This window comes from Streptomyces sp. NPDC003691, assembly GCF_053981115.1.
Genome location: NZ_JBSFNQ010000032.1, coordinates 13,152 through 31,914, shown reverse-complemented (window position 1 = coordinate 31,914; position 18,763 = coordinate 13,152). Strand labels below are relative to the sequence as shown.

At 72.9% G+C, this 18,763-nt stretch carries 14 protein-coding genes; 4 read left to right on the top strand and 10 right to left on the bottom strand.

Annotated features, from left to right (window positions below):
• Nucleotides 1-2 precede the first annotated feature (2 nt).
• The 8 genes from ACWDR0_RS17210 to ACWDR0_RS17175 all read right to left on the bottom strand — a co-directional run bounded on the left by ACWDR0_RS17210 (nt 3) and on the right by ACWDR0_RS17175 (nt 11,431).
• A complete protein-coding gene (locus tag ACWDR0_RS17210; RefSeq protein ID WP_456352512.1) occupies nt 3-296 on the bottom strand; it encodes a Trm112 family protein in 294 nt (97 codons plus the stop codon).
• On the bottom strand, nt 283-1,206 hold the full coding sequence (locus tag ACWDR0_RS17205) for a hypothetical protein (protein WP_456352511.1): 924 nt from the start codon (nt 1,204-1,206) through the stop codon (nt 283-285). Before ACWDR0_RS17205 ends, ACWDR0_RS17210 begins: the two co-directional genes overlap by 14 nt.
• Before the next feature lie 3 nt (nt 1,207-1,209).
• Entirely contained in the window at nt 1,210-1,914 is a 705-nt protein-coding gene (locus tag ACWDR0_RS17200; protein ID WP_456352552.1) for a class I SAM-dependent methyltransferase, read from the bottom strand.
• Nucleotides 1,915-2,156: 242 nt separating this feature from the next.
• Complete coding sequence (locus ACWDR0_RS17195; protein WP_456352510.1) at nt 2,157-3,521, bottom strand: condensation protein; 1,365 nt, start codon at nt 3,519-3,521, stop codon at nt 2,157-2,159.
• Complete coding sequence (locus ACWDR0_RS17190) at nt 3,518-7,867, bottom strand: alpha-(1->3)-arabinofuranosyltransferase domain-containing protein (RefSeq protein ID WP_456352551.1); 4,350 nt, start codon at nt 7,865-7,867, stop codon at nt 3,518-3,520. Before ACWDR0_RS17190 ends, ACWDR0_RS17195 begins: the two co-directional genes overlap by 4 nt.
• The gene (locus ACWDR0_RS17185; RefSeq protein ID WP_456352509.1) at nt 7,864-8,664 is read right to left on the bottom strand and encodes a class I SAM-dependent methyltransferase; all 801 of its coding nucleotides are present in this window, start codon (nt 8,662-8,664) and stop codon (nt 7,864-7,866) included. The genes ACWDR0_RS17190 and ACWDR0_RS17185 overlap by 4 nt, the downstream gene beginning before the upstream one ends.
• Nucleotides 8,665-8,670: 6 nt before the next feature.
• Nucleotides 8,671-9,963 carry a glycosyltransferase family 4 protein gene (locus tag ACWDR0_RS17180; protein WP_456352508.1) on the bottom strand — a complete coding sequence of 431 codons (1,293 nt, stop codon included), beginning with the start codon at nt 9,961-9,963 and terminating at the stop codon, nt 8,671-8,673.
• A gap of 472 nt (nt 9,964-10,435) precedes the next feature.
• On the bottom strand, nt 10,436-11,431 hold the full coding sequence (locus ACWDR0_RS17175) for a DUF3068 domain-containing protein (RefSeq protein ID WP_456352507.1): 996 nt from the start codon (nt 11,429-11,431) through the stop codon (nt 10,436-10,438).
• Between the two features lie 317 nt (nt 11,432-11,748).
• Between ACWDR0_RS17175 and ACWDR0_RS17170 the strand changes: the two genes are divergently transcribed.
• Together ACWDR0_RS17170 and ACWDR0_RS17165 are read left to right on the top strand one after the other, a co-directional pair.
• On the top strand, nt 11,749-11,901 hold the full coding sequence (locus ACWDR0_RS17170; RefSeq protein ID WP_456352506.1) for a hypothetical protein: 153 nt from the start codon (nt 11,749-11,751) through the stop codon (nt 11,899-11,901).
• Nucleotides 11,902-11,973: 72 nt separating this feature from the next.
• Nucleotides 11,974-13,215 (top strand): PucR family transcriptional regulator, encoded by a 1,242-nt coding sequence (locus ACWDR0_RS17165; protein WP_456352550.1) that lies wholly within the window; start codon nt 11,974-11,976, stop codon nt 13,213-13,215.
• Nucleotides 13,216-13,290: 75 nt separating this feature from the next.
• Here the strand turns inward: ACWDR0_RS17165 and ACWDR0_RS17160 are convergent, their stop codons facing one another.
• Both ACWDR0_RS17160 and ACWDR0_RS17155 read right to left on the bottom strand, forming a co-directional pair.
• On the bottom strand, nt 13,291-14,061 hold the full coding sequence (locus ACWDR0_RS17160) for a methyltransferase domain-containing protein (RefSeq protein ID WP_456352505.1): 771 nt from the start codon (nt 14,059-14,061) through the stop codon (nt 13,291-13,293).
• 143 nt (nt 14,062-14,204) lie between these two features.
• A complete protein-coding gene (locus ACWDR0_RS17155; protein WP_456352504.1) occupies nt 14,205-15,746 on the bottom strand; it encodes an acyl-CoA synthetase in 1,542 nt (513 codons plus the stop codon).
• Nucleotides 15,747-16,123: 377 nt separating this feature from the next.
• Between ACWDR0_RS17155 and ACWDR0_RS17150 the strand changes: the two genes are divergently transcribed.
• Together ACWDR0_RS17150 and ACWDR0_RS17145 are read left to right on the top strand one after the other, a co-directional pair.
• Nucleotides 16,124-17,689 (top strand): phenylalanine aminomutase (D-beta-phenylalanine forming), encoded by a 1,566-nt coding sequence (locus ACWDR0_RS17150; protein ID WP_456352503.1) that lies wholly within the window; start codon nt 16,124-16,126, stop codon nt 17,687-17,689.
• Complete coding sequence (locus ACWDR0_RS17145) at nt 17,686-18,624, top strand: ACP S-malonyltransferase (protein ID WP_456352502.1); 939 nt, start codon at nt 17,686-17,688, stop codon at nt 18,622-18,624. The genes ACWDR0_RS17150 and ACWDR0_RS17145 overlap by 4 nt, the downstream gene beginning before the upstream one ends.
• Nucleotides 18,625-18,763 lie beyond the last annotated feature (139 nt).

Sequence of the window (18,763 nt, the reverse complement as noted above, 5' to 3'; positions counted from 1 at the left end):
CGTCAGGAGCGCCGGGAACCGCTGCCGCTCGTCGGGGCGCTGTCATTCGGGCCGGTCGGGCCGGCCGGGCCGGTCAGGCGGGCGTGGTCCTCGTCCGAGACCGGCATGCCGGACGCCGGGCGCAGTTGCGGGACGCGGTTCACGATCGGATAGAGGCGGCGCAGCCGGGGGTTGTACAGGGCGTCGCCGTCCGACGGGGCCGTGGTGGAGGACGGCGCCGTGGAGTTCACCAGGAGCAGCGGTCCCTTGTCCAGCGGGCAGACGAGGATGGCCAGCAGCGGGTCATCGGCGTTCATGGGCGGTCAGCTCCTCAGCGGGGGTCGTCGGGGACGACGGGGACGGTGGGGCGGCCGGATCGTGCTTCGGCATCACGAGGAGTACGGACACGGCCAGCAGGGTCCCCCCGACCCGCAGCGCCAGCCGCGCCGGATCGTCGGGCAGCGCCTCGCCGAACGCGAACGTACCCAGGACGGCCGTGAACACGCTCGTCACCGTCGTGCACACGGGCACGATCAGGGAGACCCGGCAGCGCTGCAGGGCGGCCTGGGACATGACCAGGCCGAACGCGCCGGTGAACAGCAGGAGGTAGGGGTAGGGGGAGGCCGCCGTGGCGAGGGGTGCGGGCAGCAGGCCCGACAGCCCCTTGACCGCCAGTGAGCTGACTCCGTAGAGCAGCCCGAGGGCGACCGCGTACTCGACCCCCGCGGTCGGTTTCCGGTGCGGATGCCCGGCCCGGCGCTCGGTGGCGGCGTACAGCCAGACACCGGCGGCCAGCAACGGCACACAGACCAGCAGGATCAGCGGTACCGGAGCGTCGGCGCCCACGGTGTCGGTGTCCGGGGAGAGGGAGAGGACCACCATCACCAGGGCGCCGAGGATCGCGCCGATCGCGAACCGCTCCCGCGCCGTGGTCCGCTCGCCGAGCACCCGGGCCGACAGCAGCAGGAGCAGTACCAGCCCGGAGACGAAGATGCCCTGCGCGGCCGCGATCGGCAGGGTCCGGTAGACGATCAGCTGTGCTCCGAACCCGGCGGCCAGCGCCAGTGCGCCGCCGATCCACAGCGGCCGCCCCAGGACCTGCCGCAGCAGCCGGGCGGGCTCCCGGACCGAGACGGCGGGCATGCCCCCGAGCGCCCGTTTCTGCAGGACGAAGCCCGTGCTGTAGAGCACGTTCGCCAGCAGCGCGGCGGTCACCCCCCACCACACGGCCTACGTCCTCCGCGCGTGCAGCAGCAGGATCGACGAGAGCGAGGGCGCCGCGCACGCCAGCCGGTCCAGCGGCCGCAGCGGACGCGGTACCCCGTGGAACGGCGCGCCCGCCACCCGCACCACTTCGAAACCGGACGCGGCCACGAACTCCCGCAGCGCCCTGGCCGTGTAGAGCCGGAGGTGTCCGACGACCTCGCTGCCGGGACGGCCGTGGATACCGCGCAGGCTGACCTCGGAGAAGACGGGCTGCACACCGGCGAGCAGCAGGGCCCGGTTGTACCAGGCGGCCAGATTGGGGGTGGACAACATCAGATGCCCGCCGGGGCGCAGTACGCGCCGTATCTCGTCCAGCGCGGTGTCCGGGTCGACGAGATGCTCGATCACCTCGCTGAACAGTACGGCGTCGGCCGCCCCGGACCTGAACGGCAGCCGGCCCGCGCCCAGATCGCCGCGGACCACGTCGGTGAGCCGGGTCCGGGCCCGGCGCAGGGCGTCCTGCGACCAGTCGACCCCGACGACCCGGTGCCCGGTGAGCAGCGGTGCCGCGGTGGCCGCCGCCGTCCCGTCGCCGCAGCCGACGTCGAGGACGACGGCCGCCCGGGCGGTGGCGGGGCCGAGTGCGGCGGCGAGCATCCGGGCCTGGCGGAGACTGCGGGCGTCGCCGGACGCGACGGGCACCGCCGGGTTCTCGTAGAACTCCCGCAGTCCGCGGGGTGCCCTGCCGGGACCGGTATCGCCGGAGGCGTTGCCGGGGCTGGTGCCGGGACCGTTGCCGGAGGCCTTGCCGGATGTGCTGCCGGGGTGGGTGCCGGGGCCCGTTTCCGGGCCCGTGCCGGCAGCGGTTGCCGCGGCCGGGTCGGGGCCGGTGCCGGTGTCCGCGGCGAGGGCCGTGCCCGGGTCCGTGCCGGTGCCCGTGGCCGCTTCCGTGTGCGGCCGGGCCGTTGTCGTCATCCCGTGCTTCCTTCCGTCGCCCCGCCGTTCCCGGTCGTGGCCGTCTCCGTCGCGGCCAGCGACCGCTCGAACAGCTCCAGCAGCCGCGCCCCGTCCTTGTGGGCGAGGCGCTCCGTCGACCAGCGCAGCGCCAGGTGCAGCCGCCCGCCGGTGGACGCCGCCGTCACACTCAGGCCGCGGGGTGTCCGGGCGGGGGCCGAGAACCAGAGGGCGTCCGCGCGGCCCGCGTCGCCGAAGTCCAGGGCGTACGGGACACGTCCGATGTTGCTCAGCAGGACCGTGGACGTCCACGGCCCCGCCGCCCGCCGCAGACCGCGTGTGACGGCGCCCCGCCAGGCCGCCGGTACCACCGGGGCCGTCAGCAGGGCGGGCCCGTGGCCGAGTTGCGGGCGGGGTACGGCTTTGAGGGCGCGGGTACGGCCCGCGGTACGGCGCAGCAGCGCGCCCACGGCGTCCGTGCCCCCCTCGCCGGCGGCCAGTTCGGCCGCGGTGAAGGGGACCTCGACCAGCCGGGTGCCGTTCCCGATGGGCATTTCGGGGCCCCGCGGCCGGTCGTCCACCGGCATGGTGATCCGCACCGGCCGGGGCCGGGCGCCGTGCTCCCGGTTCCAGCGGCCGACGGTCAGCGCGGTGGCGACCAGGAGCTGATCGTTGACGGTGTACGCGGCGCCGGGCGGGCGGCGCGGTACGTCCAGGCCGGCCACCAGCACCCCGTTGCCGGGGACACCCGGCGGGGTGCCGCGCGCCACCCGGGCGGGCCGCGCCCAGGGAGACGGTCCCGGAGCGGCCGCGGCGCCGTCCCCGGGGGCGGTACGGACCGGGGGCGCCGCCGGGGTGTCGTCCGGCCGGCCGCCGTACAGGGCGGCGGCGGTCGCGAGGACCCGCAGGGCCGCGGGGCCGTCCAGCGCGGTGTGGTTGACGGTGAGGAACAGGACCGTACCGCCGGTCCGCCGGGGGTCGTCCACGACTTCGAGCCGCAGCGGCGGGGACGCCGACAGCGGGGGAGCCGAGGCCAGACAGCGCGCCCTGGCCCGCTCCAGCGCGTCGGGTTCCGGAGCCGGGAACGTCACCACGTCCACACCCCGGTCCGGCTCCCCGGTCAACTCCCAGAAATAGCGGCGCCGGTACCAGGAGCCCGCCGCCTGGCGCACCTGGGCGCGCGGATGGCTGCGGAGCGCGCCGTGGAACGCGCTCCGCAGCCGGTCGCGGTCGGGCCGTCCCGGCAGCCGGACCTCCAGATGGATGGTCTCCGGCTCGTCGTCCCGGAGACAGTGCCGGGTGATCTCGTCGACCACCGGGAACGGCACGAGGACGGGCCGCCCGGCCGCGAGGGAGCGCGACGGCCCGTCCTCCTGTGTCACTTGACGCCACCTCCGGGAGCGCCGGGGGCACCGGGGGTGCCCGGAGCAGCAGGCGCACCGGGCGCGCCGGGAGTGCCCGGAGCAGTGGGAGCGGGCGCCCCCGGGTGTTCCGTACCCCCGTCGGGACCGGCGGCCCGCAGGTCCGGGTAGGTCCCGGAGTCCGCACCCGCCGCGGGCGCCTGCCCGCGCCGCCCGAACCCGCCGACCGTCACCAGCGCCGCGAAGAGCGCGATGAACGCCAGCACCTGGGCCGGGTGCCCGAACGCCCCCTCCCCGGCGGCCGGGGCCTCACCGGCACCGGTGGCCGCCGCGATTCCGGCCGCCGCCATCGCCGCGAAGGCGATCGGCACCAGCAGTGCGTGACGCCGCAGGGCGATCAGCGCGAGCGCCGGGACAAGCAGCGCGAACCAGCCCGCGACGACCACGGCCACCACGGTCAGCGCCACCAGCCCGAGGACCGTCCCGGGACCGTCCGGCACGGGCGCCGGAGCGGTCTCCGCCGCCCGCTCGGGGTTCTCCTCACGCCTGCGGTAGAGCACCAGACCGATCAGCGCGAGCAGGGCCACCCCGCCGCCGATCAGCCCGATCCCGTACACCAGGGACGGCTCGTACGACAGCTCGACCGTACCGCCCTCGCCCTCCGGGATCGCGAAGCCCTGCTGCCAGCCGTCGAGCCGGACCGGCGAGAGCTCCTTGCCGTTCAGCGTGGCCTTCCAGCCGTCGTTGAAGTTCTCGTACGTCGTCAGATACGAGGCCGCGCCCGGACCGACCGACACCTCGCGGCGGTCGGCCTCCCAGTCGCCGACGGTCAGCTCCCGGCCCGCCATGGCGGGCGTCACCGCGGCGCCCCGGGTGAGCGACACCCCGGTGATCGCGAGCGGACCCGCGTCCCCCGCCTCGACCGTGTGCGTGCCCGCCGCGAGGTCCAGCCCGGCGGTCTCCTGCGTGCCCTCCTTGCAGAGCGTCACCTCGACGGGCCGCCGCTCGACCAGGTCCCGCACGGTGCCCGTCACCCGGGTCGGGTGCAGGGTTGTGCCGACCAGCAGGGCCGGTCCCTCACCGCACATCAGCGCGAACGGCTGATCGGTGGGGAGCTGCGCGGTGCGGGCCGCGGCGAGCGCCGGGACATGCACCTCGGTCAGGCCCACGGGGAGCTGGAGGTCCTCGTCGGCGAGCGGGTTGTGCAGGGTCACCGGAGCGGTGCGGGTGACCCTGATCTCCAGCTCGTTGGTGGTGATCGTGTCGAACCGGGCCCAGCCGTTGTCGTCGACGTTCGCGATCGCGGCGCCGTGCGGCGAGCTGATCTCGATCTTCGTCGGGCGGGACGACAGTCCACCGGCCCCGGCCAGCACCAGGGAGTCGACCTTCGCGGGCTTGGTCCACTTCAGCCGGACCACCGGCTCGTTCCCGGCGATCCACGCGGTCGCCAGATTGCCGTCGGTCAGATTCCGGGCCGACAGCCCGGCACCGAGCTTCGCGGTGGACTCGGCGGTGGCGACGATCCGCTCCTGCGCGGCGGTCTTCGGCACCACCTTGTACAGCAGCTCGTCCAGCGCCTCGCCGGGCACCGGTACCGCGCTCGCCGCGACCTCGTACGTTCCCGGGGTCTCCGTGGTGAAGGAGCGGTGGAGCCCCGACTCGGTGCCGGACGGGGAGAGCCCGCCCGGGTCGGACGCCCGGTGCAGCGACACCAGGTCGGCCGTCGCGTCCGTACCCGCGCCGTCCACCGGCAGCTTCAGCATCCGGGTCACGGTGACATCCGGAATGGCGACCTCGGCGAAGCCCGCGCCGACCAGACCGGGCCGCCCGGACTCGACGTCCAGGATGGTGATCTTCACCCAGCCCGTCTCACCGGGCGGGACCGCGATGGTCTGCGGCTTGCCGTTGGCAGCCAGCGGACTGATCACGTCGTCCTGCTCGGTCTCCACCTTCACCCGGGTGGGGACCGACCGCACACCGTCCCGCGGCAGCGGGGTCACGTCGATCGTCGACGGCAGATCCTTCTTCCCGTCGAAGTCGATCCGCAGCCACTGACCCTCGGAGCTGCCGGGCACACCCGTGGCCCACGCCGTCTCCGGGTTCCCGTCGAAGGCGTTCACCGGGTCGTACTGCGGCAGATGGAACAGCCAGTTGCCGCTGGAGGACGCCGTCACCTCACGCGCGCCCCGCAGCTCCGCGACCGTCTGCCGTCCGGCACCCTTCACCGGCAGGATCTGGTGCGGCGCGTCCCCGGGGTCCTGCACGCTGTCGGAGTGGTTCCGCTCGTCCTCGGTGTACGTGTACGAGGTGTTGGTGTTCACCAGGCCGAAGCGGGTGTCGGCGCGCCGCAGCCCGTCGGCGGTGATCCGGTAAGCGGGCTTGTCGACCCCGGGGTGCTTGTCCCCGGCCAGTACGGTCGGACGGTTCCGCACCGCCGCGTCGGCGGCGATCGGCAGCAGCGACTCCGGTCCGCCGGAGACCACGGCCGTGTCGGCGGCGGCGTACACCCCGGCCCGGCCGGGCTCCTCGGTCCGCGCCGGAGCGTAGATCTCCACCGCCCGCTGCCGCGGGAACAGCCCCTCGACCTGGAGCGGGGTGTCGTCGGCGATCCGGCCGCCGGTCATCACCGGGCCGAGGGCCTTGACCCGCTCGTAGCCGGACTGCTCCAGGGCGCGCTTCACGGTCGGGGTCGGCACATAGCCGATCTGATCCGGGTCCAGATCGTTGCGGACCACCACGTAGTGCAGTCCCGCCCGGCCCAGGAAGGACCGCAGCCCCGGTATCTCACCGCCGGTCAGCAGGGCCTGCTCGACGGCGTCCATGGCACGCCGGTTGCCGGGCGTACCGAAGGGCACGTAGTCGCGCTGGGCCCACGGGGAGTCGGCGAGCACATCCAGGGGCTGGTCGATGGGCGAGCCCCAGGTGTAGATGCCGTGCGCGGTCGCCGGGACCACCAGGGCCCGGCTCTCCGGGGAGTTCTTCTTCAGCCAGTCGGCCGTGGCCTCCCAGTAGGTCGGCAGCTTCTGGAACGAACCCGGCTGCAGGACCGACCCGTTGGCGTACGGCAGCAGCAGCCCGGGAAGCACCAGCGCCCCCGCGATCAGCGGGGCGTAACGCCGACCCCACCGGACCCCGTGGCCGGGCCGGGCCCCGCGCTCCCGCTCGGCGACGGCGACGAGATGGACGAGCCCGAGGACCAGGGCGAGCGCCAGACCCGTCTGGAACTTGTAGATGTTCCGGAACGGCGCCAGCGCCCCGTCCAGCAGGTCCTGTACGGACCCGGCGAACGGCGCGCCGGACTTCCCCGCGTACCCGGCGAGCGTCAGCAGCGCGACGGTCAGCACGGTCAGCACCAGCCAGCGGCGCTCCGGCAGATCCCGCCGGGCGAGCCCGGCGAGGCCCAGGGCGGCCGCCAGCGCGGACGCCAGGACGACCGGAACCGAGGCCGCGACGCTCCACCCCGCGGGCAGCCAGGCCTCGCCGAGGTTCAGATACGCCACCCAGTTGCCGGCGCCCCGCAGGGTCTCGGTCGCCGCCATGGTGTCCGTGGTGATCTGCGACGTCTCGATGTACGGCAGGAAGTTCTCGCCGTACGCGCCGAGGAGCAGCAGCGGGACCACCCACCACAGCGTCGCCAGCAGAACCCCCGCCGTCCACCAGAGAATCAGCCGGAGCTTGCGCGGACCGTTCGGCCGGGACAGCAGATACAGCCCCACCGGCAGCAGCGACGCGAGGGTCGACGCCGCGTTGACGCCGCCCATGAACGGGATCAGTACGGCGGACCGCAGTGCCGCGACCCGCGCGCTGTACCGGTCGTCGACGAGGGGCAGCAGCACCCACGGCAGCAGCGCGCCGGGCAGCGCGGCCGCCGACGTGGACCCGACGACGATGGTGTACGTCGGCCACAGGGCGTACACCGCGGCGCCCAGCAGTCGGGCCGAACGGGTCCCGACGGTCAGGCGCTCGGCCAGCCGCAGCGCTCCCCAGAAGGCGGTGGCGACCACCAGCGACAGCCACAGCCGCTCCGCCAGCCAGACCGGCAGCTGCAGCAGATCGGTGAGGCCGTAGTAGGGGAGCATCGGGAACGCGTACCCGATGTACTGGTCGGTGAGCCCGCCGAAGCCGCCGCGGTCCTGCCACAGCTGCCCCAGATCGGCCATGAACCGCCAGGGGTCGGCCGCGACACCGAGTTTGGTCTCGAACGTCATGCGCCCCGGCGACACCGCCAGGAAGAGCACGAACACCACGGCCCAGAAACCCAGAAGCCACCGCCGCGACCGGGGCCCGTCGGGCGGGTCCTGGGTCGCACCGGTCGTCCGGGCGGCAGCCGGAGGGGGAGCCTGGGCCGCTGGGGCCGTACTGGTCATGGACACCGCCGAAGAATGAGGAGGAGATTCCAGGTAGCGAATTCACGCAGGACCGGCACCCGGGTGACCGCACCGGCCAGGAACGGCCAGTAGCGGGACCGGGCGGCGACCACCGTGACATCGGTCCTGGCCCGTACCTGGCGCAGGGTGGGACCGATATGGACGGCGAAGAGGTTCTCGCCGAGGGTGTGTTTCGCGGGGCGGCCGGTACGCCGCTCGTAGCGGGCCCGTGCCTTCTCGGCGCCCAGATAGTGCCAGGGCGCCCATTCATGACCGCCCCAGGGGGACAGCCAGTTGGTGAACGAGACGTAGATCAGACCGCCGGGGCGGGTCACGCGGACCATCTCGCTGAGGAAGGTCTGCGGATCGTCGACGTGTTCGAGGACATTGGACGAGACGCATACGTCCGCCGAACCGTCCGCGAGCGGAAGCAGATAGCCGTCCGCGGCGACCGCGCCCTCGGGCGGGACCGGCCCCAGCTCCCCCGGATCGGGTTCGAAGAGGAAACTGCGGGCGCCGCGCCGCCGGAACTCCTCGGTGAAGTACCCGCTCCCGCCGCCGATGTCGACGACGATCCGCCCGTCGACCGGACCGCCGTACGCCTCTATCTGGTCGGCGGTGTCCCGCGCCAGCAGCGAATAGCACGTTTCGGGGTCGTCACGCTCCCGCATGAAGGCCCGGAACAGGGCCAGCGAGCGCCGGAAGGAGGGGTCCTTCGGCGCCGTCCGGCCAGAGGTCGGCCGTGGCACGCCGGAGGTGCCCGCGACGGCGCGGACTCTTGGACCAGGGGCTGACATGGATCCTCACTTCCGCAGGGAGCGCACGGCGGGCCGCGGGACCGCCAGGGCGCGGATCGCGCTCTCCCGGGGTACCGCGCCCGCCCGGCGTACCGGGCTCCGCCGGGCTTCCGGCCGCCGCTCCGCCGCCCCGGCCCGGCCACGGGCGGCGTTCTCCACGGCGACGGCCTCCACGGCGACATCGCGGAACGCCCGTACGGTGTTCTCCCAGGTGTATCCGGCGGCCAGCTCCCGGGCGGCCCGCCCCATCACCGACCGGCGCTCCTCGCTGAGGGCCAGCGAGCACCAGGCGGCGGCGAACGAGCTCTCCCCGCGGGCCAGTACCCCGGTCACCCCGTCGTCGACCGAGTCCCGCAGCCCGGGCACGTCGAAGCCGACCGTCGGGGTCGAGCGGACGGCGGCCTCCGTGACCACCAGGCCCCACCCCTCCACCGCCGACGGATGCAGCAGCAGCCAGGCCGAGCAGAGCAGCCGGTGCTTCTCCGCCTCGGAGACATGGCCGGTGAACTCCACACCGGCGCCCGCGAGCCGCTCCAGGCGGTCCCGCTCCGGACCGTCGCCGACGATGACGAGCCGTCCGCCGGTCACCGGCCTGACCCGCTCCCACAACCGCAGCAGCAGGTCGATCCGCTTGTACTCCACCAGCCGGCCCACCGCCACGAACAGCGGCTCCGGCGAGCGCGGATGCCCGGGCCCGGGCTCCTCGACACCGTTGTGCACCACGCGGATCCGGTCCTGGTCCACGCCGATACCGCGCAGCTCCCCGGCCGTGGACCGGGAGACCGCGACCATCAGGTTCCGCCGCTGCGCCTCCTTGAGGGCCCAGTGCTCCAGCCGCCGCCCGAGCATTCCGGCGGGCGCCAGGGCGCGGCCGCCGAAGCGCATGTCCCACAGATCGGTGTGGACATGGTTGACCAGGCAGAGCGTGGGACCGCGATGCCACAGCGGTGCCAGATACGGCATGCCGTTGCAGACCTCGACCAGCAGATCGCACTCGCCCACCCGCCGGGCCAGGGTGCCCCGGGCGCGCAGGAAGTGCCCGAGGTCGCCGCCCGCCGACACCACCCGGTAGTCGCGTCGGGCGGCCGGGCCGCCGCAGACCAGGGTGACCTCGTGCCCGAGGCGGGTGAGGCCGTCGGCCAGCCGGTCGACCAGGAGTTCGGAACCGCCGGCGGCGGAGTTGCCGAGGTCCCGGCGGGAGAGGAACACGATGCGGCGCGGTTCGACGGGCGGCGCCGCGGGGGGCTGAGCGGGCCGGGAACCGGCCGTGCGCAGCGAAGCGGGCACGTGCTGGGGCATTGGTGCTCCGACTCGTCTCGGGAAGCGGACCGTGCGGCGGTCGTGGTGCGGGATCACTCTCGGCACGGAGGGGCGGACGGATGACGGGTGCGGTCCCGGGGCCGGGCGGACGCCGGGACGGCGGGACGGCAGGAGGGGTCGGTGAACGGGGGTGCGGGGCGGTGCGAGAAGGTACGTGACGGTGCGGGGTACGGGGGTACCGGGGAGGTACCCGGCGGTACCGGGGTGAAGCGGGAGGGACCGGTGGACCCGGGGCCGGAACCGTGCCGGGGAGCAACGGTCGCTGCGCGCGGTTCCGGCGGGGTTCCGGTCCGGGTGAGCCGCCCCGGAGGGTGCCGGGGCCGCTCGGATGTGACGGGGTTTCGCACGGATCGTGTGTTCGGGTGGGTGGGATGGACAGTTTTCGCCCCGTGGTTCGCTGCGGCTACTCACCGGGGTGACAAATTCCGCACCTGTTACCCGGCGTACCTCATCACCGGGGTGAGGATTCCGGTACGGGCGCGACGGCCGTGACCGAAGTGGTGTCCCCGGGGCGTCCCCGCGCCACCAGGAACGTGCCCGCGACGGCCAGCAGCAGGCCCAGTCCGCCGGCTCCCGCGGGCGCCGTCACGCCCACCAGCCGCAGCTTGCGGTTGTCGGCCCTCGCCAGTTCGACCTGCTTCTTCTGGGTCTCCTCGGTGAACGCGATACGGTCGCTGGCCAGCAGGACGACGTCCTTCTGGGAGGACTCCGCGCCGGGCGCCCGCAGCGTCTTCTGCGGCCCGATCGCCGCGAACAGGATCCGCCCGGTCTTCTGGTCCACGACCAGCTCGATGCCGGTGTTGGCGTACCACTCCTCGGCCAGGATCTGGCCGCCCTGGTCCGAGCCGACCAGCACCGCGGGCACCTGGCGCGTGCCGGTCTTCACCGGGTCGACCTCGCCGGTGAACCGGTATCCCTTGTGGCCTTGGATCGACTTCTCGCCCCCGCGCTTGAGCTCCACGGTGGCGCCCAGGGTGGAGTCCCACCAGCGGTACGAACGGTCCTCCACGTTGAACGGGAACTTCAGATACGCCTCGCCGTCGAATCGGGGGGTCTCCCCGCAGCAGTGCACGGGCGCGTTGGTCTTCCGGTCGGTCACCCAGCGTTCCACCGTCCACAGGAGCGAGTCGCTGGGATCGGCCGCGGGCAGGGTGCCGTCGGTGTCGACGCTCGTGGACACGTCCCAGATGGCCCGGCCGCTCTCCGCGCTGTCGGCCACATCGCCGCGGACCTTGCGGGTGATGGTGAGCTGGGCGTCCGTGACGGTCTGGACCTTCTTCGTATCGAAATAGGACCCCTGACCAGTGAAGACGGTCGTCACATCGGTGTCGATGGGGGTGCGCTGGGCCCGCGGTTCGACATACCAGGCGAGCATCGCGGCCAGCACCAGCAAGAAGGTGCCGATGCCCAGCAGAACGAGCGAAATCGGTGAGGTGGAACGTCGCATCCGGGCACTCCAGAAGGGTTCGAGACGGCTCGACACGGTGTCGGAAAATCGTTGTCACGTGGTGACGGAACGTGTGCGCGCGGTAGGAAAAAGCGCAGGCGCGGTATGGGCCGGGAACCGTAGGCGCACCCTTGACTAGGTGTCAATGCATTGTTGAGACTGACCCCAGCCGGTCGGGGCCGGCGTACGCCGTCACGGGAACCCGCTACCGGGGACCCGTGGGCCTTCACGACCGGGGAGTTCGTGGGCACCGGCGCGGATCGTGTGGTTCACCCAGGGTGGGGACGACCTTTCGACCTGAGAGGCTGGACCCCAGCATGCCCAGACTGTTCGCCGCAGCACTCACCGCCGTGGCCGCCGCGGCCCTCGCCGTGGGCGCCGCCCTCGGCATCGTCGAGCTGCTCAATGCCACCCCCGAACAGCCCAACACTCCTCTCGTGACCTACGAGACGGCCCCGCAGGAGCGCTGACCAGTGCCGTCCCCGATCCCGGCCCTCGGGCCCCCGGGCGCCTCCGCGGCCGCCGCCACGGGGGAGCGCGCCGTGCCGCCGCACGGCGCCCGCTCGGCCTGGCACGACGTACCGCGCGCCAAGGTGCGTCAGTTCGCGGCCCTCGCCATGGCCGAGGCGCCCACGCTGGCCGAGGAGATCCTGCTGGAGATCCGCCGCGAGTATCCGCACGTCCCGGTCATCCTGGACGACTCGGGGGAACCCAAGTCCCTGATCGGCATCCGGCGCGCCATCGAGATCTTCGTCCAGCATCTGGAGACGGCCGAGGAGCGGCCCCGCGTCCACCCCGAGGTCTTCCAGGACTTCGGCCGCGGCGAGGGGATCGGCGGCCGCAGCCTGGACTCCCTCCAGGCCATCTACCGGCTCGGCGTACGCCTCACCTGGCGGCGCCTCGCCGAGATCGGCCAGCGCATCGACATCCCCCCGCCGGCCATGTACGAACTGGTCGACGCGGGCTACGAGTATCTCGACGGCCTCGTCGACCAGTCGGTCCGCGGCTATGCCGAGGCCGCCGCCCGGCAGGCCGGGGAGCGCCTCCGGCTCCAGCGCGAGCTGATGGAACTCCTGCTCGCCGAGCACCACACCCGTCCCGCCGCGGGCCCGCACGAGATCACCGCCGCCCTCGCGGAACGCGCCGCCCGGATCGGCTGGCCGCTGCCCGCCAAGGTCTCCGCCGGGGTGCTGCTGCGCCCCGCCCGCCAGGCCGTCGCGCCCGCCGTCGGGCAGGGCGTCCTGCTGGACATGGAGACCGAACAGCCCCGGATGGTCGTACCCGACCCGGACGCGGCGGGCCGCCCCGAACTGCTGCGGCGGGCCATGACCGGCTGGGCGGGCGCGATCGGGCCGCCGGTGCCGCTGGTCGACGCCGCGAAGTCACTGCGCTGGGCCGAGGCCGCGGTACGCCTCATGGAACGCGGGCTGCTGCCGGCGGGGGAGGTGCTGCACTGCGCCGACCACACCCAGGCCCTGGTGCTGCTCCAGCCCGAGGAGCTGATCGACGATCTGGCCCGCCGCGCCCTGGAACCGCTCGCGCACTGCGGCCGGACCCATGCCCGGCGGCTCGCCGAAACCCTGCTCGCCTGGCTGGAAACCCGGGGCGGCGCCCCCGAGGTCGCCGGGCGCCTCGGGGTCCACCCCCAGACCGTCCGCTACCGGCTCCGCCAGATCCGGGAGCTGTGGGGCGACGAGATCGACGACCCCGACCGCCGCTTCGAACTCGAACTGGTCCTGCGGGCCCAGCGCCTCCGCGGCGACCTGGGCCGCTTCACTCCCTGACCCGTTCACCACCCCGCCGCGGACCGGGAGCGGCGGCGCGCCCCTCCCGGCAACCGGTCCCGCCTCCCGCGTGCGTCAGGCCTTCTTCTCGAAGACGAGTACCTCGGTGGTGGCGACCCCCAACGGCGCCAGGAAGCTGCCCTCCAGAGTGCAGCCCAGGTCGGCGAAGAGGTCCACGCAGGTCTGCCGGGGTATGGCGGCCGGATACGAGTCGTGGCCCACCCCGCCCTCCGTCGCCCAGGTGCGGACCGTCCCCGGGTCCAGACAGGTCTCCGTCATCACGTCGAAGACGATCCGCCCACCGGGCCGTACCACCCGGGCCATCTCGAAGAAGTAGCGGACGGCACAGAGGAAGGTCACGGTGTTGAAGACCTTGTGGGCCTGGACCAGGTCGATACTGCCGTCCGGGGTGGCGGCCAGGCTGGATCCCTCGGTCGGCCGGGTGACCACGCCGAACGTCTCCACCAGGTAGGCGGCCCACGGCGCGGCGGTCTCATAGATCTCGTAGCGCTCCGGCGAACACTCCTTGAGGGTCTTCTCCAGATACCGTCCGGACCCCGGGCCGATCTCCAGCACCGTCTTCGGGCCGGCCGCGAAGACACCGAGGGCACGCAGTTCGTCGATCGTGGACCGGGTGGCGCCGGGCGTGCCGTTCATCACGTCGTCGAGATAGTCGCCGACGGACATTCCGGCCGCCCGCGCGGCCCGCATCGTCGCCTCGAACGGGATGAAGTCGTCGACGCCGCCCCGGTTGTTGGTGCTGCGTACGATGTCGAATCCGGTACGCGCCAGGAGCCGCTTGACTCCCGACTTCAGTAAGGACGTTCTGCCGGCCGATGCGCTCATGATCCGTGACCCCCCAAGGTCGTCGCCGCCTTCCGGGCCAGCATAGGATCGCGGGCCCGAACGCGCAGCGGGACGGCGAAGTCGGCGGTGTTGTCCTCTCCGGGCCGCGCGGGCGCCCCGGCCGCACCGCCCCGGGCATCTGCCTAACGCGGTTCCCGGCGGGCGATCCGCCCGGCGCGCAGTTCGCGCTTCAGGACCTTTCCCGCGCCGGACAGCGGCAGGGCACCGGTGAATTCCACGCTGCGCGGGACCTTGTAGCCCGCGATGGTCTCCCGGGCACGGTCGCGCAGTTCCGCCTCGGTGGCGGTGGCGCCGGGTCTGAGGACGACGACGGCGTGCACGCGCTCGCCCCAGCGTTCGTCGGGCAGTCCGATGACCGCGCAGGAGGCCACGGCGGGGTGCCGGGCGAGGGCGTTCTCGACCTCGGCGGGGTACACGTTCTCCCCGCCGGTGATGATCATGTCCTTGATGCGGTCGGTGATGAAGACGTACCCCTCCTCGTCGATATAGGCGCCGTCACCGGTGTGCATCCAGCCCCCGCGGAGCGCGGCGGCCGTCTCGGCGGGTCTGTTCCAGTACCCGAGCATCACATTGTCGCCCCGGCACAGCAGTTCTCCGGTCCGGCCGCGGGGGAGTTCGGCGCCGTCCGGGCCGACCACGCGGATCTCGCAGTGGGGGGCGGCGCGTCCGGCCGAGCGCAGCAGCCGTCCGCCGGTGCGGTGCTCCCCGGGGCCGAGGGTGGTGACGACGGCGGTCTCGGTCATGCCGTAGAGCTGTCTGAACTCGGCCCCCGGGAACATGTCCATGGCGCGGGTGAGCAGGGATTCGGAGATCACGGACGCGCCGTAGCCGATGCGGCGGACGCTGCTCAGGTCGCAGGTGTCGGCGGCCGGGTGGTCGACCAGCATCTGGATCATCGTGGGGACGAGCCCCATGGCGGTGACCCGGTGGCGGCTGACGGCCCGGAACAGGCTCTCGGGGGTGAAGGAGGGCAGGAAGACGATCGTTCCGCCCGCGATGATCTGCCCCAGCCAGCCGACCAGCCCCGCGATATGGAACATCGGGGTGACCACGAGAAGGGTGCCGTCGGCCACGGCCGCCGAGGTGGTGGCCTGTGCCCCCAGGGTCGAGGTCGTCAGGCCCCGGTGGCTGATCATGACGCCCTTGGGCGATCCGGTGGTGCCGCCGGTGTAGAGCAGGGCGGCGAGGGTGTCGCCCCCGGCACGCAGGTCCTCGGCCGGGGCCGAGCCGGAGAGCAGTTCCTCGTACCCCAGGGTGCCTTCGGGGGTGGGCCCGTCGCCGCAGTACAGGACGGTGGTGAGCTTCGGGCACCGGCTCCGCAGTTCGGGGACGAGCCCCGCGAAGGCGTCGTCGACCAGTAGCACCCCGGAGCCGGAGTCGTCGAGGGCGTAGACGATCTCCGCCGGGCTCCAGCGCAGATTGACCGGGTTCACCGCGGCCCCGATCCACCAGGAGGCGAAGAAGACCTCGTGGTAGTGGTCGGAGTTCATGGCGAGCACGGCCACCCGGTCCCCTTCGCCGACCCCGAGGGAGCGCAGGCCCCCGGCGAGGCGGGACACGCGGTCCATGACCTCCCGTACGGTGCGGACGCGGTCGGCGCACACGGTCATGGTGCTGTCCGGCGCCTGCTGGAAGGCGCGGTGCAGCGACTGGGTCAAGTACATGGCGACACCCGTTCTGAGCGGCTCCGGGACTCTGGATCTGCTAGCAAGTGTTTACTTTTTCAGGCCATTTGGCTTCTTGGCAACGGGTGTGAGTGAGTAGAGCTTCGGTTATTGAAGATTTACTTTATGGTTTCGGGCCGGGACGGTTCCCCCGCTCCCGGGCGCTGCGGCATCCGTCCGCTGCCGGGGCGGCTCCACCGGGGCTTCCCCGGGCCGTTTCGGAGAGGACCTAGGTGTTTCCGACCGGACCTAGGGGATGCCCGCCGCTCCTTAGGGGGCGATGGCAGTGCACCGGGCCGGAGCCACTGGTTTGACTGGTGACTGCCCGCCCTGGCGTCACGGGGACGTCAGCACCAGCATCCAGGAGGGTCCCTCTTATGACGCTCACCATCAAGGCCGACCAGTGGACGACACTGGAGACGCTGGACGCCGCGTCGGCCGGGGCGGTTCCGGTCGAGCTGGACGCGGAGGTGTGGCAGCGGGTCCGCACCTCCCGCGAGACCCTGGAGACGTTCGTCCGCGACGGCCGCGTCATCTACGGGGTGAACACCAGCATGGGCGGCTTCGTCGACTGGCTGGTGCCGGTGACGATGGCCCGGGAGCTCCAGGAGAACCTGATCAACGCGGTGGCCACCAACGTGGGCCGCTATCTGGACGACCGTACGGTGCGCGCCGTGATGCTCTCCCGGATCGTGTCGCTGGCCCGGGGCAACTCGGCCATCTCCCCGGCCAATCTGGCGAAGCTGATCCGGATGCACAACGCGGGCATCGCCCCCTGTGTGCCGGAGAAGGGTTCGCTGGGCACCAGCGGGGACCTCGGGCCGCTGGCGGCCGTCGCCCTGGTCGGGGTCGGCCAGTGGAAGGCCCGGCTGGACGGCGAGATCATGCCGGGGGCGGAGGCGCTGGCCAGGGCCGGGGTGGAACCGATGACCCTCAGCTTCAAGGAGGGGCTGGCGCTGATCAACGGCACCTCCGGGATGGTCGGTCTCGGCAGCCTCGTCTTCGCGCGGGCCCGCAGGCTGCTCGACACCTATCTGACGGTGTCGGCACTGTCGGTCGAGGGGTTACGGGGTATGACGAAGCCCTTCGACCCCCGGGTGCACCGGCTCAAGCCCCACCGGGGCCAGCGGGAGATCGCCGAGCGGCTGTGGGACCTCCTCCGGGATTCGTCGATGGCGGTCAACGAACGCGACACCGAGACCGCCCTCGCCGGTGAGATGGCGGAGTCGGCCACCCATGCCTCGCAGCCCATCGAGGACGCCTACTCGATCCGCTGCACGCCCCAGATCCTGGGTCCCGTACTCGACAGCATGATCCGGGTCGGGGAGACCCTGGAGGGCGAGCTGAACTCCTCCAACGACAACCCGCTGGTGGTGCCCGAGGAGGACGACGTCTTCCACAACGGCCACTTCCACGGCCAGTACGTCGCCATGGCCATGGACCACCTGGTCATCGCCCTGGCCACGATGGTCAATCTCGCCAACCGCCGGATCGACCGCTTCCTCGACAAGAGCAACAGCAACGGTCTGCCCGCCTTCCTCTGCCGGGAGAACCCGGGCCTGCGGCTGGGGCTCATGGGCGGCCAGTTCATGACCGCCTCGCTGACCGCGGAGACCAGGGCCATGGCGATGCCGATGTCCATCCAGTCGCTGACCAGCACCGGCGACTTCCAGGACATCGTGTCCTTCGGCTTCGTCGCGGCCCGCAAGGCCCGCGAGGCCCTGGACAACGCCACGTACGTCATCGCCTTCGAACTGCTCTGCGCCTGCCAGGCGGTCGATATCCGGGGCGGCGCCGGCGGACTGTCCAGCGGTACCCGCCGGCTCTACGAGCGGACCCGGGAGCTGGTGCCCTATCTCGACCGGGACACCACCATGACCGACTACATCGAGGCGATCGCCCGGGAACTGCTGGGCGGACGGCCCGAGGCGGCCGGGCCGTGAGCGCCCCGGCGACCGCGATCGCCTTCCCCGGAATCAAGGCCAGCCCGTACGCCGACCTCGGCAGGTTCCTGCTGATCAACCCGTTCGCGCGGCGGCTCACCGCCATCGCCGACGACACCCTCGGCCATTCGCTGGTCGACAGCTACCGCCGGGCGGAGCGGGAGTACTCGGCCGGTGAACGGGTCTCCTTCCTCGTCACCTGCCTGGCCCTGGCGCACTGGGCCGAGGACGCCCTGGAGGTCCGGCCCGGACTCTGCACCGGGGCCAGCTTCGGCAGCACCGCCGCCGCGGTCTACGCCGGGGCCCTCGACTTCGCCGAGGCCGTCCGGCTCACGGCCGGCTGGAACGAGTGCGCCGACGAGTACTTCGCCCGGGAACACGGCGACGTGGTCACCCAGTCCTTCGCCCGCACCCCGGAGTCCCGGCTCGCGGAGATCCTGCGGGAGCTGGACGACGCGGACGAATGGTACGAGATCGCCTGCCAGGTCGACGACGACTTCTGGATGCTCTCGGTCCGCGAGCACGCGCTCGACCGGCTGCGGAGCGCCCTCCGCGCCGGGGGCGGTCTGCCGCTGTACACGATGCGGCCCCCGATGCACGCCTCCGTGTTCGCCCCGCTGCGGGAGACCATCGAACGGGAACTGGTCGGCAAACTCGACATCCGCGATCCGGAGCTGCCGATCGTCAGCGACCACGACGGCACGCTCGTCGACACCGCGGCGGGCGTACGGCAACTGCTGCTCGACGGTGTCGTCAGGACCGTACGGTGGCCGGCGGCCATGGCCGCCCTCGCCGACCGGGGAGTGGAACGCCTGGTGGTCTCCGGACCCGACGGGCTGTGGGGCCGGGTGGACGCCGTCCGGAGCAGGTTCGGTGTGGTGCCCCTGACACCCGCGGCCGCCCTGCGCCCGCGGCCCCGGCGGGCGGTGGCCTGACTGACGGATCCCGGCGGGCGCGGGCGCGGGTACGGGCACGGTCCCCGGCCGGGACGGGCGAACGGCGGGCCGGAATCCCCGGCCCGCCACCCCCGGCGCCGACGGGCCGGAACGCCCGGCGCGCCACCCCTGCGCCGGC

Excerpts from the sequence above, each read along its gene's own strand:
- ACWDR0_RS17170 (WP_456352506.1), top strand. The coding sequence starts at position 11,749 with ATGCCCAGACTGTTCGCCGCAGCACTCACCGCCGTGGCCGCCGCGGCC.
- ACWDR0_RS17155 (WP_456352504.1), bottom strand. The coding sequence starts at position 15,746 with ATGTACTTGACCCAGTCGCTGCACCGCGCCTTCCAGCAGGCGCCGGAC.
- ACWDR0_RS17190 (WP_456352551.1), bottom strand. The coding sequence starts at position 7,867 with ATGACCAGTACGGCCCCAGCGGCCCAGGCTCCCCCTCCGGCTGCCGCC.
- ACWDR0_RS17160 (WP_456352505.1), bottom strand. The coding sequence starts at position 14,061 with ATGAGCGCATCGGCCGGCAGAACGTCCTTACTGAAGTCGGGAGTCAAG.
- ACWDR0_RS17180 (WP_456352508.1), bottom strand. The coding sequence starts at position 9,963 with ATGCCCCAGCACGTGCCCGCTTCGCTGCGCACGGCCGGTTCCCGGCCC.
- ACWDR0_RS17210 (WP_456352512.1), bottom strand. The coding sequence starts at position 296 with ATGAACGCCGATGACCCGCTGCTGGCCATCCTCGTCTGCCCGCTGGAC.
- ACWDR0_RS17175 (WP_456352507.1), bottom strand. The coding sequence starts at position 11,431 with ATGCGACGTTCCACCTCACCGATTTCGCTCGTTCTGCTGGGCATCGGC.
- ACWDR0_RS17185 (WP_456352509.1), bottom strand. The coding sequence starts at position 8,664 with ATGTCAGCCCCTGGTCCAAGAGTCCGCGCCGTCGCGGGCACCTCCGGC.
- ACWDR0_RS17150 (WP_456352503.1), top strand. The coding sequence starts at position 16,124 with ATGACGCTCACCATCAAGGCCGACCAGTGGACGACACTGGAGACGCTG.